Source organism: Chryseobacterium sp. LAM-KRS1, assembly GCF_013184525.1.
In the GTDB taxonomy this organism is placed as follows: Bacteria; Bacteroidota; Bacteroidia; order Flavobacteriales; family Weeksellaceae; genus Chryseobacterium; species Chryseobacterium proteolyticum.
Genome location: NZ_JAAOIZ010000005.1, coordinates 41,068 through 55,021, shown reverse-complemented (window position 1 = coordinate 55,021; position 13,954 = coordinate 41,068). Strand labels below are relative to the sequence as shown.

The following is a 13,954-nucleotide window of genomic DNA, read 5'->3' as shown; positions in this document are numbered from 1 at the left end:
CCGATTTTAAATGAATACAAGTATCAAAGCACCCAAGGTATATCTTATCGGTGCAGGACCCGGCAACCCTGATCTGATCACTGTAAAAGCAGTAAAAATTATTGCTGAAGCAGATGTTATTCTGTGTGACCGACTTGTAAGTCCTGAAATTTTAGAGACTTATGTCAGCAAAAACGCAGAAATAATATATGTAGGTAAAGAATGCAGTAAAAATGCTTCTACCCCTCAATCGGTCATTAATTCTCTAATGGTAGATTATGCTCGCCAGAACAAAACCGTCGTACGGCTTAAGGGGGGAGATGTATCAGTATTTTCTAATATCCTGAATGAACTCCAGACTTTAAGAGAAAATCATATTCCATATGAAATCATCCCTGGTATCACTGCAGCTTTAGGGGCAGCAGCCTATGCAGGCATGCCCTTAACAGCCAGAGGATACGCCACATCAGTCCGTTTCTTAACCTATTATAAATCTGAAATTCTTACAGATGAATACTGGAAGGAACTGGCCGGGACCGACGACACTCTTGTCTTTTATATGTCCAAAGGTAATCTTGCCGGTCTGGTTGAGAAGTTCATCAGGCTGAACATTTCCGATGAGAAAAAAATAGCTGTCGTTGAGCAGGCCACAACACCTTATCAAAAGGTATATACTTCTTCTTTTGATGACTTTGAAAATAATTTTAAAGGTAAAACATTTGCCTCACCTTCACTGGTAATTATCGGCAAGATCGTGAATCTGCATGAAGAGTTTTCGTGGCTGGAAAATGCAGCAGAAGAAGGTCTTTATTTTAAATCGGTTGAAAATGGAAGCCTAATACAAAAAACTCAAAACTTTTTCGAATATGCTGTCTGAAACAAAATTAAATGTCCTTAAACAAATATCCGGGGAGTTCTCCAGGGACGAAACCATATGGGCAAGCGGATATTTAGCCGGTCTTGCAGGAACTCCTGTGACTGCCGTGCTACCACCTATCCATACAGACCAGCCAGACCCCATCACTACAAGGAAAATAACCCTGGCATACGGTACGGAAACGGGAAATAGTAAAAAACTGGCAACAGGACTTGCAGGGATTATCAAGAAAAAAGGAATTCAGGTCAAATTAGCTGATCTCTCCCAATATAAGCCTAAAGACCTTGGTAAAGAAGACTATTTCTTTGTGATCATCAGTACGCAAGGAGAAGGAGATCCACCTGTTCTGGCAAAAAAATTCTATGATTATATCCATGAAAATGAAATCAATCTCAGCAATCTTAAGTTCGGGGTTCTGGCATTGGGAGACAGCAGTTATCCTTTATTCTGTAAAACAGGAGAAGACGTGGATTACCGTTTTGAGCTATTGGGAGCAAAACGTATTGTTCCTTTAAAAAAATGTGATATTGATTATGAAAGCGAAGCCGGAACCTGGATAGAACATGTTTTTGAAGCTGTACAAAAAGCATCAGAAGGAAGCTTAAAAAATGCTTCAGCTCCAAAACAACTTTCCGGCCGAAGAAAATATAAGGGAAAAATATCTGCAATCATCAACCTCAACGACATCACTTCAGAAAAAGAAACCTATCATATTGAGATTGAAACCGAAGAAACCCTTAGTTATCAACCGGGTGCAGCTTTAGGGATTATGCCTTTTAATTCACAGGAAGCAGTGGACGAGATCATCCGGCTTACCGGAATCAATTCCCAAAAGCAGATACAAACTACAAAGCTTACAGCCAGCGTGCAGGAGCTTTTGCATAAACACCTTAATATAAGTTATTTATTAAAGTCTGTCGTTGCACAATATGCCAAGATCACAGGTCATTCAATTCCGGATGTCCGTTTAGGTCTTTTGGATCTTCTAAGGATCTATCCGGTAAAGGGACCTGATGAGTTTGAGCAGGTTATTAAGATACTAACAGGACAATCCCCACGTCTGTATTCTGTTTCTTCTTCACTGGAAGCGCATGGTGATACTGAAATTCATATTACGGTAGCGAAATCAGAATTTTTTATTGATGACCAGAAGCAAAATGGTTTATGCAGTGGTTATTTAAGTCAATTTAAGGAAGGCGAAGAGCTTGAATTTTATATCCAGGAGGCAGGACACTTCAAACTGCCTGAACCGGAAAAAGATATCATTATGATAGGACCCGGCACCGGGATTGCGCCTTTCAGATCGTTTCTTTGGGAACGGGATGCCACGGGAGCAGAAGGGAGAAACTGGTTATTTTTCGGGGACAGAAATTTCATTTCAGATTTCCTCTACCAATCGGAACTGATTGATTTCCTGAAAACAGGAACATTAACGCATCTGGATACCGCATTCTCAAGGGATACTGTTGAAAAAATTTATGTCCAGCATAAACTGAAACAAAAAGCACAGGAGGTATTTTACTGGCTGGAAGGGGGAGCATCCGTCTACGTTTGCGGAACCAAAGACCCGATGAGCCGTGATGTAGAAGAAACTCTTCTGGATATCATACAGGATGAAGGACGACGTAGCAGAACCGAAGCAGTAAGCTATCTCGAGGAAATGGAACTTAGTGGCAGGTACGCGAAAGATGTTTATTAAAATCTGCCGGAAATAATCACCAATTAAAAGAAAATAATAATGAGCAATAAAGATAACCTTTCGCCGGTAGAAAGGATAAAAACCGGAAGCAACGGACTCAGAGGTACATTAAAGGAAAGTCTTGCGGATGATTTCACAGGATCTATAAGAGAAGACGACCAGACCCTTATCAAATTCCATGGAATGTATCAGCAGGATGACAGGGACAGAAGGGAAGAGCGGGTAAGCAAGAAACTGGAGTGGTTGTATTCATATATGATCAGACTGAGACTACCCGGTGGATTTTTAACCCCGGAACAATGGATCGGATTGAATGGCATTGCCGAAGATCATTCTACAGGCACGATAAAAATTACAACAAGACAAACCATTCAGCTGCACGGCATTTTAAAATCACATTTAAAACCTACGATCCAGAATTTCAATATACAGCATCTCGATTCCATTGCAGCCTGCGGGGACGTGAACAGAAATGTAACCTGTACTGCGAATCCTTCGGAGTCTCCATTGCACCAGGAAGCTTATGAGTTAGCCGGTAAAATCAGTGAAATGTGTCTTCCTAAAACCAAGTCCTATTATGATATCTGGATCGATGATGAATTAATAGTCGACAGGAAAGTTGAAGAGGATCCTCTGTACCAGGACAGATATCTTCCAAGAAAACTGAAAATTGGAATTGCTATTCCACCTAATAATGATGTGGATGTATTTATCAATGATATTGCACTCATCGCTATCATTGAAAACAATAAAATCGCCGGCTACAATATTGCAGCAGGAGGAGGCTTGGGTGCAACACATGGAAATGCGGCTACCTATGCACGTTTGGCTTCAGTATTAGGATTTGTGGATACCGAAGAGAAAGTTTTAAAGGCGGTATATGAAATCATCACCGTACAGCGTGACTTCGGAAACAGAAGTGACAGAAAACTTTCCAGGCTAAAATATACAATCGATACAATGGGAATCGAAGGATACAGAGCGGAGGTTGAAAAAAGAACAGGCTTTGCCTTCGAACCCGCCAGGGAATTTAAGTTTGAACAAAGAAAAGACCGTTACGGCTGGACACAAAACCATGAAGGAAATTGGTTCTACACCGCATTTGTTGAACATGGAAGAGTTCTCAACACGGATAATTACCCGTTAAAATCAGGTTTATTAAAAATTGCAGAAACCGGCAAGGTTAATTTCCGCTTTACTTGTAACCAAAACCTTATTCTTGCGGATATTAAAGAAGCTGATAAACCCGAAATTGAACGTCTCCTGAAAGAATATGGCATTTCTGGGTATACAAACGGAGCCAGCGCATTGCGCAAAAACTCCGTAGCATGTGTAGCCTTAAATACCTGTTCCCTGGCTTTAGCAGAAGCACAGCGTTATCTGCCTTCCCTGGTAACCAAAATAGAACCCGTACTCGAAAAATATGGCCTTTTGGAGGAAGATATCACGATCAGGATGACAGGCTGCCCGAATGGTTGCGGAAGATCACCTAATGCAGAGATCGGTTTTGTGGGTACTGCTTATGGTAAATACAACCTTCACATTGGGGGAGACCGCTTAGGAACCCGTCTTAACACGAAATTCAAAGAGAATATCGGCGAGGAAGAAATCATTGAAACGCTTGATGAGCTTTTTGGAATTTACATACAAGATAAACTAGAAGAAGAAACTTTCGGTGATTTCTCTTATCGTTATTTACAAAACTTAAATTGAAAATATGACACAACCATTTTATCGTCAGAAACAAACTAAAAAACAAAACCATTCTATTTTAGGTAAACGAATGTGTATGTGTTGTTGATTTTAAATCAATGATAGCATTAACTGTTTAAATTATTTAAATCGCAAGCCAAAGACTTTAATGTTGCTTGTTTTAAAACATATCTGAATCCTCCCTTATTAAAAGTTTAAACAGGCTCATTCACATAACCTAAAAAATGAAAAAATGAAAAACAATAAGCAGGGATATTTTCTGCAGAAATCAGCTGTATTTCTATTAATCTTCTTATTTTGTAATCTTGCAGAAGCTCAGCAGCAGCTTGTAGAGTTAAGCGGAACGATAAAAAATACCGATACCCGGAAAGGGATCAGTACCGTAAAGGTGCAGGTTGAACACACTGAGGATACTTCATTAACAGATCAACAGGGTAATTTTAAAATACGTACAAGGGTAAAAGTACCTTTCAGGCTGATCATCAGCAAAGAAGGTTTTCTCACCCAAACGGTGGAAATATTATCCCTATCCAATAAAATTGCGGTGGAACTTAATCCGCAGAATGCCATCATTGATGAAGTGGTCATTTCTGCATCAAGAGTTCCTGAAAAAGTTTTAAAATCACCAATAGCTATTGAAAAGATTGATATCCGGGCGATCAGGGAAAGCCCTGCTGCATCTTTTTATGAAACCCTTGAAAATGTAAAAGGGTTACAACTATTAACGTCCAGCCTTACTTTAAAAATTCCTAACTCAAGGGGATTTAATTCTCCTAATAATTTCCGGTTTATGCAGCTGGTAGATGGGGTAGATGTACAATCTGCCACATTGGGTGTTCCTTTAGGAAATGCAATCGGACCTACAGAGCTGGATATACAGTCTATGGAGGTTACACCCGGTGCAGCTTCTGCGCTCTACGGAATGAATGCCATCAACGGACTGGCAAGCCTTCAGACAAAAGATCCTTTTACCTCCGAAGGGCTCAGCGTTTATTTCCGGGGCGGCGTGAATCATGTAGACAACGTTAATCATAAAATAAGTTCTCTGGGGGAGAGTGCAATACGGTTTGCAAAAGTTTTAAATAAAAATCTGGCGGTAAAAATTAATGCCTCTTATTTCAGCGGAGTCGATTGGATCTCGAATAATCAAACCGATCAGAACGCCAATCCATTGATTACGGCCAATCCCAATTTTTCATTAGCTAATAACCCTGCAGAGGATCTCTGGAACAAATACGGAGATGAAAGAAACAACCGGGTTGCCGTAAAAGTAGATTATAATGGCAAACCTACCACATTCAATGTATCGAGAACAGGGTATCTTGAAAAAGACCTTGTAAGTCCTGAAGTAAAGAACATTAAATTTGATGCGGGATTATATTACCGTTTTGGAGACCAATGGAAGACTTCATATGTATACCGGTATGGATTGCTGGACGGAACATTCCAGAGGGGAAATAAAATCCGCCTCCAAAATGCGACGGTGCAGAATCACAAAGTTGAACTGACTGGTAAGGAGCTTACATTCAGAGCGTATGTCTCTATAGAAAATACAGGAGATTCCTATAATCTGAAACCATTAGCCGATAATCTTGATCTTACGAATCTTTCTAACAGCAACTGGAGAAATGCATTTCAGACGGCTTTACAGAACAGTATTAACGCCGGTGTAAGCCTTAATGAAGCTTTTATTCTTGCCAGAAGGGAAGCCGATAAAAACAGAGTAGTCCCGGGAACCCCGGCTTTTGAACAATTAAAAAATACAATTATTGGGATTAATAACTGGGATTCGGCCAATGGAGGAGTGACAGGAGCACCTGCAACCGGAGGAGCAAAACTGGAGCAAAAATCGCGTTTTTATCAAGGAGAGCTAACCTATGATTTCAGCAGATTTGTAAAAATATTCAATCTCCTTGCGGGTATCGATTATCGTCTTTACAGCATTACTCCCGATGGAAACAATTTTGTAGATTTTAACAGGCCAGTTAAAGAAAGAAACATCCCTTTAACCGACGGAACATTTGGTAAGGATGTTATCTATCAGAAATATGGGATTTTCGCCCAGATTACCAAGCTTTTCTTTGACGATAAATTAAAACTTAATGCCGCCTTAAGGGTGGACAGAAATCCTGAATTTGAAGCTAAAGTGAATCCGAGGATAAGTATTGTCTATTCTCCTGTAAACCAGCACAACTTCAGAGCATCATTTCAGAATGGATATCGTTTTCCTTCATTATTTGAAGCATTGTCTTTCGTCAACAACGGAAATGTAAGAAGGGTCGGAGGACTTTCAAAGGTCAACGAGGGACTCGGATATCTCGAAAATTCTTACACGCTAGCATCAATTGATCGATTCACTTCTGCTGTGAATGCGGATGTAGACGGAGGGAAAACCCTTAACCAGGCGGCCCTGGACAATAAGAATCTTTTAGCCGTTGCCAATCTTCAAAAGTTACAACCTGAAAAGATCAATTCATTTGAGGTAGGATACAAATCGGTTTTCTTTAATAGTAAACTGGTTCTGGACTGGGATTTTTATTATAATATCTACGAAGGTTTTCTGGGACAGGTAGAAGTGGCCGTACCTAAAAACGGTCAGGTGGGAAGCAATAATGCAGTGCTGGATATGACCGACCGAAGCAAGCAGGATCGTTATCGGGTATATACCAACAGCAACAGTACTTATAAAAGTTACGGGACCTCTCTGGGAATCAGATATAATATTATTAAAAACTACAATATCAATGCTAACGTTTCTTATAATGATCTGGCTTCGAACAATGCATCCGACCTGTTCATTACTTCATTCAACACCCCAAAATGGATGGTAAATGTAAGTATAGGAAACAGGGAGATCATTAAAAATATCGGATTTACAGTCGTAGCAAGATGGCAGAATCAGTTTTTATGGGAAAGTCCTTTGGCCTCGGGGAATATTCCGGCATATTACACCATAGATGCACAGGCAACATGGAAGCTTCCTGAGATCCATGCCAATGTAAAGGTTGGAGCTACCAACCTTTTTAACAGGCGTTATTTTCAATATGCAGCCGGGCCTGAAATAGGCGGATTATATTATCTGGCTTTTACCTATGATTTAAAACTATAATTAAATGAGCAATTCCTTATATCCCATATTTTTAAAGCTGGAGCAGCTATCACTCCTCATTATCGGTGGTGGCAGGGTTGCCCTTGAAAAGCTGGAATCGGTACTGGGTAATTCCCCTGAGACTTCAATTAAATTGGTAGCCAAGGAAATTATTCCGGAAGTAAAAGCTTTACAAGCCCGGTTCCCTAATATCCAGATACATGAAAGACCTTATAATGAGAATGATTTTAATAATGCAGATCTTGCGATTATTGCCGTAAATGACCTTGAGCTGGCCGGTCAGATCAGGGAAAAGGCACGGAATCATGATCTCTTGGTGAATATTGCGGATAAACCGGATTTGTGCGATTTTTATCTAGGATCCATTGTCAGGAAAGGAAGTCTGAAAATTGCTATTTCAACCAACGGAAAATCGCCAACCATTGCCAAAAGATTAAGGGAAACATTTACCGAAATCATTCCTGATGAAATGGATATGGTACTGGACAATATGCAGGATATTCGTAACCAGCTAAAGGGAGATTTTAATTATAAAGTAAAAGAACTGAACCGGGTAACGACAGAATATCTTGCTGATGGAAAAAAAAGCTTTCCGAATTCCGATCTGGAAATCGAAAAGCTGATCCACATTACCAAAATAGCCCAGAGAAGAGCAAACATTTATCTCGCTGTCATCGGAGTTTTACTTCTTTTAGGCGTATTAGGAATTATTATTTATCAGTTTAACCTTTCGGATGACATTCAGGTGTTCCTTAATAAGGACGGCCATATTTTTTACTGGATGCTTCTTACCGGTTTTCTGGCAGAAATTGTAGCAGGATCAATGGGTATGGGGTACGGAGTAATATGCACCACTATACTTTTGTTGCTCAATGTTCCGCCACCCGTAGTAAGCGCAAGCATTCATTCTGCAGAATCATTTACTACTGCAGCCGGAAGTTTCAGCCACTATAAACTGGGAAATGTCAATAAAAAACTGGTTTGGGTTCTGTTTCCGCTGGCCATTGCCGGCTCTGTGATCGGTGCATTAACCTTATCCCATTACGGCGAATATTATGCGCATATCGTAAAGCCTATTATCGCTTGTTATACTTTGTATTTGGGACTGAATATTCTTAGAAATGCTTTCAAGGAAAAAACAAAAGATCGTATAAAAACAAAAAAAAGAACCAACCTGAGGCTTCTTGGATTGGTTGGGGGCTTTATAGATTCATTCGCCGGAGGCGGTTGGGGGCCGTTGGTTACAGGAACCCTGATCAAAGAAGGAAGAATTCCGCGTTATGTTGTAGGAAGCTCTACTGTTGCTAAGTTTCTTCTAACCCTTACCAGTGCTGTTACTTTTATTTTTACCATTGGTATCCATCATTGGAATATCGTGCTTGGACTTTTACTGGGTGGTGTTTTCACTGCTCCTTTTTCAGCAATGCTTACTTCCAGGCTTCCTACAAAGAAAATGTTTGTGGTTGTAGGAATAGTGGTTATTGCAATGAGCCTTACCACAATTATCAAATCGATAATCTAGCAACCAGGATTTTACCTATACAGAAAAAGCTCCCTCACGGGAGCTTTTTTGCTAACAATATAGATGTAATGATTACTTCCTATAAAAATCATTCCGTCCACAGATGTCCGGCAGCATACGTTTTTGCTTTTCCGGCAATGATCACCCGATCACCCTGATTTTCACAATATAACTTTCCTAATCTTTCGGAAAGCTGCATAGCAAAAAGGTCTTTCTTCCCCAATCTGTCAGACCAGAAAGGAATTAATGAGCAATGAGCCGAGCCTGTTACAGGATCTTCAAGAATACTTGCCTGCGAAGTAAAATATCTGGAAACGAAATCGCTGTGGTCACCTTTTGCAGTTACAATCACGCCACCCGGGTCCAGATTGATCTGATCAAAGATTTGTCTGTCGATTTTGATGTTTCTGATATCATCTTCATTATCATATACCAGAACATAATCCCTGGATTTAAATACCTCTTTAGGCTGTATATTCAATGATTTTGAAATCAAATCCGGTAAAGAGGACGGGGAAGGCATTCTCGAAGGAAAATCAAGATAATATAGCCCATCCCTGTAGGTAACTTTTAAATCGCCACTTTTTGTTTCAAAGATAATTTCATTCCTGTTATAGTTTAAAACTGAAATCAGACAATGGGCCGTTGCCAGTGTTGCATGTCCGCATAAATCCATTTCAATTTCAGGGGTAAACCAGCGAAGATGTATTCTTGAACCGAGGTCTATAAAAAATGCTGTTTCGGCAACCGCGTTTTCCATAGCAATCTTAAGAAGAGTTTCATCCGGAAGCCATTCTTTTAATGGTACAACACATGCCGGATTTCCTCTGAAAAGCTCATCTGTAAATGCATCTATCTGATATAATTCTAATTTCATAATTACGGATATAAACTTGTTTCCTGCAAAATTAAAAATTTCTTTTCATCTTGGTATTCCAACAGGGGTAATATCTTTCAGATGGACCTTCAGGTATTTACGCATTTATTTTTTTCGAAGTATCAATCCCAAATCCCACACATCCCCGGAATAAGAACAGGGTAAGAAAAAGGAAATAAAGGGTTTGAGGTAGATAAAGAAAATAACTCAGCCAGGTAAACGGATCCATTTCATAAACTCCGGTTTCCGGCTTAATCGGAATAAGCTCTTTAGGAATTGAATTCAGATCATGTGTCAATAAGGCTACAAGAATTATGATGATCAGAACAACAGAACTTATTCTCGTCCAGAAACCCAACATTAAAAATAAGCCAAATACACACTCGCAAAAAGCTGTAAAATGAGCAGTGAACGCCGGAAAGGGAAAGCCTATACTGCTGATGGTATTGAACATATATCCCTGGAAAATAGGGTGGAATAGTTTATTAAAGCCTGCGATAAAAAAGAACAGGCCGATCAGGATTCTACAGATAATATAAATGGTATTGCTGTTTTTTTCAAAACTTGATATGGTTGTTTTCATTATATTTTTTAATTCATTTTAATTAAACATTATTGAAGGCACAGAAATCCCGGCCTTACATTTTATTGAAATTCAGATCACAGATTATGAAGGAATAAAGCAATGTGCTTATATTCCGGCATATAGATCCCGGATAGTATTATTGTAAGCAATAATAAGGTCCTGTCACTATTTGATAAGACCAAAGACAATCAGAAATTAAGCTGTTATTTTTGGGGGAATCCAAATCGAATTAAAAAAAGAAGAGTAGGATGGATCATCATATAAAAAGAACCGGTTTTTTACATCCTTTTCAAATCTACCGAATGTAAAAGATGAAAATGGTGCAGTAAACAATGATGAGAAACCTGAACAATAATTGCCATTACATTTTACAGGCGTTGTATTGTTTTCTTTGAGAATAACTTTATCACATTCTTTATGGGAAGTTTCCTTGATGTGAAAAAAGACAGTGGTCGGAGCCGTAAAAGAATTTGTACCTGACTGAATGATCAACAAATGGGTAAGCATCAAAAATATACTCAATACCTTTATATAATGCCATAAACCGATTTGTTTCACCATAAGCACTTCCTTACACCAGACAAAGGTAATAAAATATTTACGGGTGAAATTTCTTACATCCATTCACTACTGATGTGATATTTATCAATTATTATAACTGTTTTTTATTTAATAGTTTTGCACAAAGAAAAATCACACCAAAATATTAGGCACCATGAAACGATGCATCCTGTCAATACTATGTTTTTTATCAAGCTATATTCTTTCGGCACAAAATGCCGACAATTCCCTTCAGGGATATTACAAAGCAAGCAGTGACGATACACTTTACAGCAGTTTTAACTTCGATGGAAACGGGAAAGTTTCGATAGGTGATATGGATTATGGAGATTATTTTACAAGAAATGACAGTTTAATTATTTATCCTGATAAAAGCATTTTCATCTTTAAAATTAAAAAAGGAAAACTGCTCGGGATTTCTAATTGGGTTGAAAAAGGTGTCTGGGTTCAGAAAAAAGACAGCTCCGAAGTCAATAACAGAAAGAGTCCTTTGGATGCTCAAAACAAAGCCCGGCTTTTAGCAGAATACTATGATAAGACAAAAAGTCCTTCAGGTTCAGATCTGGATTTTGAAGCCCTGTTTTCAGGAAAAACCGATGAAGTGAATGAAGAACTTTGTAATAAAGGATTAGCAAAGGCCTGCATGAATCTTTTTGGGCTCAAAATGATGAAGTATACTCCCGGACTTTTGACCAAACCGGAGAAAATCGCCTCAAAAAAAATACAACCTCATCCTGAATTAATTACCCTGTCAAAGAAAATAATAAGCATGGGAGAGCCTGAAGGGTATACGGTTCTGGGAAGCTATTATTACACATTAGGATTAAAAGAAAAAGCTTTTAAAACCTGGGATGAAGGAGAAAAGAACGGAAGCTTAAAATCCGGAACCACCAAAGCCCTTATTGAATTTCAGGAAGAACTGGAAAAAGAGACCGCAAAAGAATAATCAGTTAAAAGTCTGCCGGAATTCAAGTGGAGAAAGCGAAGTCCTGTTCTTAAACAAACGGTGAAAAGACTGCGAATGCTCAAAACCAAGATGATAGGCAATTTCCGAAACCGACATTGAAGTCGTAGACAGCAATTCTTTAGCTTTTGCAATCAGCCGGTTCTGGATATGCTGCTGTGTTGTTTGTCCCGTATGGACACGCAACATATCGCTGAGATAATTAGGACTGATGTGCAATTCGTTCGCTATAAATTGTACGGACGGAATTCCATTGATGATGAGGCTGTTATTTTTAAACTGCTCATCAAGCAGTGTTTCCAATTGCGTTAAGAGATCATTATTTACTTTCTTTCTGGTTAAAAACTGACGGTTATAAAAACGATCACAGTATTTCAAAAGCAGGTCAATATTGGAGATCAGTAAATCCTGGGTAAAAACATCCATATTATTTTCCGTTTCCCTCCGTATATTGGCGATAATTTCCGTAACGGAATTTTCTTCTTTTTCGGAAAGGTGTAAAGCTTCATTGGCAGAATAGGAAAAATAACCGTAATCCTTTATGGAAGAAGCAATAGGATAGCCCTGCAAAAAATCCGGGTGAATCACCAATACACTTCCTTTAACGTCAGAAAGCAGAATATCTTCAAACTGCACCACCTGATGGGGAGCAATAAAGTACATGATTCCATCTTCAAAATCATAATATTGCTGACCGTATTTGAATCTTCCCGCACAATCACTTTTAATCGCAATAACGTAAAATTCCGTTGTAATAGCATTTAGAATGGTATCCGGAGACACAGACACTTCATTAAAATCAAAAACACTGATCAATGGATTCGTAGGTTTTTTAAGCTTCAGATAATGATGCATTGCTGTAATAGAAGATACTTTTTCAGGAGTTTTCATCGTTTGTTGTTTTATAAGTTACCGTGTATTTTACTGCTCTTTTTTTATCTGTTCTATGCCTTTTCGATATGGGGTTACTTCAAAATTCGGGAATCTGTTTCTGAATTTTGAATCATCAAAAAGGTTATCATATTCATATCTGGGAAGAAGTTCCTGCAGTTCTTTTGCTTTCTCATTAAACAGGGCTCCAATCCTGAAAGCAAATTTAGGAATTGTAAAATATCTGAATTCCTGTCCATAAATTTCCGAAGCCAAAGCAATGAATTCTTTATAAGTCAGCCGATGATCATCAACAGGTAAGTGCCAGGTTTGACCATAGGCATCGGGTGTATTACCAATCAAAGCGGTAGCTCTGCTCGCATCGGGTGTCCAGATTAAGCTTCTTAACTTATCATCTCTTAAAGGAACCTTTAGTTTTTTTCCCTCTTTAATAGCATCGAAAATAAAAGCGTTGGTAATGCTCTGTGTTTTTCCGGGGCCATAGAATTCCGGAGCTCTGCAGATGACAATATCCATAGTTCCGGCTGCCATCTCTTTTAAAAGCATTTCTGCCATTTTCTTCCTTACTCTTCCTTTTCTACCCACAGGAGCAAACGGTGTTTCTTCCGTAAGAACGTTACCATTTTGAGGATACATGTAGGTATTATCAAAAAATACAAGCCTGGTTCCGTTTACTTTACAAGCCTCAATTATATTTTTTGTAATAAGGAGAAACTGTTTTTCCCAAAGATCCGAGTCCATCGGAAGCCCCAATGTGAAATAAGCAATTTCACTTCCTTTCACCGCCTCAACCGCACTTTCTTTAACAGAGAGGTCCGCTGAAAAGACGGTATCCGTGTCATTTACTTTTTTTGCATTTCTGCTTACAATTCTGATATCGGAAGTGAAATTCCGTTTCAGCTCCCTTGCCAGTTCTTCGCCAATCTGGCCATTAGCACCTAATATTGTTTGCATAATTATGGGTATTTATTTCTGACTTATATTCCTATGCAAAATTCGGGCATAATCTGAATGAAATTGTATCCCGATCACCTGAATTTGTAACATAATCTCTGTTCTTGCCCTACACATATTTCAATCACAGGTGTTGATCATTCTAACGTAATTACAAATCCCAATTCCATTCCTAACCTTATTTATTCTAAGAAAAAATACCGGAAATTCCAGTACTAATCC

The 13,954-nt window shown here is 38.8% G+C and carries 11 protein-coding genes; 6 read left to right on the top strand and 5 right to left on the bottom strand.

Annotation, left to right across the window (positions count from 1 at the left end; translation table 11 throughout):
- Positions 1-10: 10 nt before the first annotated feature.
- The 5 genes from cobA (at position 11) to G9C87_RS14830 (ending at position 8,899) form a co-directional block, all read left to right on the top strand.
- Positions 11-856 carry a uroporphyrinogen-III C-methyltransferase gene (gene cobA / locus G9C87_RS14850; protein ID WP_172282540.1) on the top strand — a complete coding sequence of 282 codons (846 nt, stop codon included), beginning with the start codon at positions 11-13 and terminating at the stop codon, positions 854-856.
- On the top strand, positions 846-2,555 hold the full coding sequence (locus tag G9C87_RS14845) for a sulfite reductase flavoprotein subunit alpha (protein ID WP_172282538.1): 1,710 nt from the start codon (positions 846-848) through the stop codon (positions 2,553-2,555). Before cobA ends, G9C87_RS14845 begins: the two co-directional genes overlap by 11 nt.
- 39 nt (positions 2,556-2,594) lie before the next feature.
- A complete protein-coding gene (locus G9C87_RS14840) occupies positions 2,595-4,268 on the top strand; it encodes an NADPH-dependent assimilatory sulfite reductase hemoprotein subunit (protein WP_172282536.1) in 1,674 nt (557 codons plus the stop codon).
- Between the two features lie 232 nt (positions 4,269-4,500).
- Complete coding sequence (locus tag G9C87_RS14835) at positions 4,501-7,377, top strand: TonB-dependent receptor (protein WP_172282534.1); 2,877 nt, start codon at positions 4,501-4,503, stop codon at positions 7,375-7,377.
- A gap of 4 nt (positions 7,378-7,381) precedes the next feature.
- On the top strand, positions 7,382-8,899 hold the full coding sequence (locus G9C87_RS14830; protein WP_172282532.1) for a TSUP family transporter: 1,518 nt from the start codon (positions 7,382-7,384) through the stop codon (positions 8,897-8,899).
- A gap of 88 nt (positions 8,900-8,987) precedes the next feature.
- Here the strand turns inward: G9C87_RS14830 and G9C87_RS14825 are convergent, their stop codons facing one another.
- The 3 genes from G9C87_RS14825 to G9C87_RS14815 form a co-directional block, all read right to left on the bottom strand.
- Positions 8,988-9,776 carry a PhzF family phenazine biosynthesis protein gene (locus G9C87_RS14825; RefSeq protein WP_172282531.1) on the bottom strand — a complete coding sequence of 263 codons (789 nt, stop codon included), beginning with the start codon at positions 9,774-9,776 and terminating at the stop codon, positions 8,988-8,990.
- A gap of 97 nt (positions 9,777-9,873) precedes the next feature.
- Complete coding sequence (locus tag G9C87_RS14820) at positions 9,874-10,359, bottom strand: DoxX family protein (protein ID WP_172282529.1); 486 nt, start codon at positions 10,357-10,359, stop codon at positions 9,874-9,876.
- Positions 10,360-10,557: 198 nt separating this feature from the next.
- Positions 10,558-10,986, bottom strand: a complete 429-nt coding sequence (locus tag G9C87_RS14815; protein ID WP_172282527.1) for a hypothetical protein — start codon at positions 10,984-10,986, stop codon at positions 10,558-10,560.
- Between the two features lie 91 nt (positions 10,987-11,077).
- Here G9C87_RS14815 and G9C87_RS14810 point away from each other — a divergent pair, with 91 nt between their 5' ends.
- Complete coding sequence (locus G9C87_RS14810; RefSeq protein WP_172282526.1) at positions 11,078-11,869, top strand: hypothetical protein; 792 nt, start codon at positions 11,078-11,080, stop codon at positions 11,867-11,869.
- Here the strand turns inward: G9C87_RS14810 and G9C87_RS14805 are convergent, their stop codons facing one another.
- Positions 11,870-12,778, bottom strand: coding sequence for a helix-turn-helix domain-containing protein (locus tag G9C87_RS14805; RefSeq protein WP_172282524.1), 909 nt, complete (start codon positions 12,776-12,778; stop codon positions 11,870-11,872).
- Positions 12,779-12,808: 30 nt separating this feature from the next.
- Positions 12,809-13,732, bottom strand: coding sequence for an NAD-dependent epimerase/dehydratase family protein (locus G9C87_RS14800; RefSeq protein ID WP_172282522.1), 924 nt, complete (start codon positions 13,730-13,732; stop codon positions 12,809-12,811).
- Between the last annotated feature and the right edge of the window lie 222 nt (positions 13,733-13,954).

Bases quoted from the DNA above. Each gene is read 5' to 3' on its own strand.
- cobA (WP_172282540.1), top strand. From the start codon at position 11: ATGAATACAAGTATCAAAGCACCCAAGGTATATCTTATCGGTGCAGGA.
- G9C87_RS14845 (WP_172282538.1), top strand. From the start codon at position 846: ATGCTGTCTGAAACAAAATTAAATGTCCTTAAACAAATATCCGGGGAG.
- G9C87_RS14840 (WP_172282536.1), top strand. From the start codon at position 2,595: ATGAGCAATAAAGATAACCTTTCGCCGGTAGAAAGGATAAAAACCGGA.
- G9C87_RS14835 (WP_172282534.1), top strand. From the start codon at position 4,501: ATGAAAAACAATAAGCAGGGATATTTTCTGCAGAAATCAGCTGTATTT.
- G9C87_RS14830 (WP_172282532.1), top strand. From the start codon at position 7,382: ATGAGCAATTCCTTATATCCCATATTTTTAAAGCTGGAGCAGCTATCA.
- G9C87_RS14825 (WP_172282531.1), bottom strand. From the start codon at position 9,776: ATGAAATTAGAATTATATCAGATAGATGCATTTACAGATGAGCTTTTC.
- G9C87_RS14820 (WP_172282529.1), bottom strand. From the start codon at position 10,359: ATGAAAACAACCATATCAAGTTTTGAAAAAAACAGCAATACCATTTAT.
- G9C87_RS14815 (WP_172282527.1), bottom strand. From the start codon at position 10,986: ATGGATGTAAGAAATTTCACCCGTAAATATTTTATTACCTTTGTCTGG.
- G9C87_RS14810 (WP_172282526.1), top strand. From the start codon at position 11,078: ATGAAACGATGCATCCTGTCAATACTATGTTTTTTATCAAGCTATATT.
- G9C87_RS14805 (WP_172282524.1), bottom strand. From the start codon at position 12,778: ATGAAAACTCCTGAAAAAGTATCTTCTATTACAGCAATGCATCATTAT.
- G9C87_RS14800 (WP_172282522.1), bottom strand. From the start codon at position 13,732: ATGCAAACAATATTAGGTGCTAATGGCCAGATTGGCGAAGAACTGGCA.